Here is a 1,074-nt window from a genome sequence, read left to right as displayed (position 1 = left end):
CAGAGTGCCGGCACAAGGAGTCAGAAATATATGATTTCATATGGTTAGCTACTTACTGCTCAGCGATGCGGTAAAGAAGCTCAATGAAGGCGTCTGTACTTTTCTGACTGGGTGATTCAATTCCGAATTTATTATGAAAATAGATGGACAACTGACAATCCCTGTTACCCAGCATAACGGTATAGCCATCATCCATTGACTTTGCGGTAATACCTTCCAGAAGGTAGCCTCCGGAAACCTGTTCTCCCTTGTCCAAAATCCGGGCAAATGCCAAAAGACACTTTTGAATATCGATATGTTGATCCACTGTACTGGCTCCTTCACAAAAGCAAGGATCCCTGGTCAGGTAATCAGGGAGGCATAGAGAAAACAGTGCAATATAAACACCACAAGGGTGACAATGGCTCGCATGGACAGGTAAGACTTTACCCACCCATCGGCCAGAGAGTCCGTATTGACGCACTCAATGATCAGTGTTGCCAGATAGCCAATGGCAAGAACCACCAACATCTGTTGATCCCCCAACCCTGCCAGAAGCGCTGCGAATACCCAGAGTGCAATGACATTACTGGCCAGTACTTTAATCAAGCTTCCGGATTGATTCTCACGGTAGACGGCTTGTCCCCATAAGGAACCGGCCATAAAGCTGCAGATAATGACGGAATAAATAATGAATAGCTGCTCCCCTGTGTGATCAACCAGAGACAGGCCCCTGATGGATAGAGACAGCGAAATAATAAACGGCGTTATTCCCAGCCAGGCGAGCCAGCACATGAGTCGTTGAAAGTGATTCACTGAATTACCCTTTTGTTTAATCTTTTGTCGCACGCCAGGAGACTGTCCGAGAATAGACTGCCCTACACGGCAACTGCTCCTGCCTAGCTCATGCATCCATGCAGCCGTGCGGCGGCAGCAAATTGGTCTAAAAATCCGCTTCTGTTCGGCAAATAGCCCCGCTACTTGTGCCCTTCAGGGTATTCACCTCACAAAACCGAATTTTTCCTCAATTTTCTGACGTCCTCGCTACGGGGACGCCCAGTCGGGCGCTATTCTCGGACAGCCTCCTGGTACAAA

General features: G+C 48.2%; 2 protein-coding genes. Both read right to left on the bottom strand.

Annotated elements, in window-relative coordinates:
• Positions 1 to 52: 52 nt before the first annotated feature.
• The gene (locus KDK14_RS00290; protein WP_257263015.1) at positions 53 to 307 is read right to left on the bottom strand and encodes a DUF3081 domain-containing protein; all 255 of its coding nucleotides are present in this window, start codon (positions 305 to 307) and stop codon (positions 53 to 55) included.
• Positions 308 to 342: 35 nt separating this feature from the next.
• The gene (locus tag KDK14_RS00285; protein WP_257263014.1) at positions 343 to 795 is read right to left on the bottom strand and encodes a DUF3429 domain-containing protein; all 453 of its coding nucleotides are present in this window, start codon (positions 793 to 795) and stop codon (positions 343 to 345) included.
• Positions 796 to 1,074: the final 279 nt, after the last annotated feature.

The organism is Endozoicomonas sp. ONNA2 (assembly GCF_024606365.1).
GTDB lineage: Bacteria > Pseudomonadota > Gammaproteobacteria > Pseudomonadales > Endozoicomonadaceae > Endozoicomonas.
The sequence above is the reverse complement of the archived record's forward strand: the minus strand, read 5'-3'. Positions and strand labels throughout refer to the sequence as shown.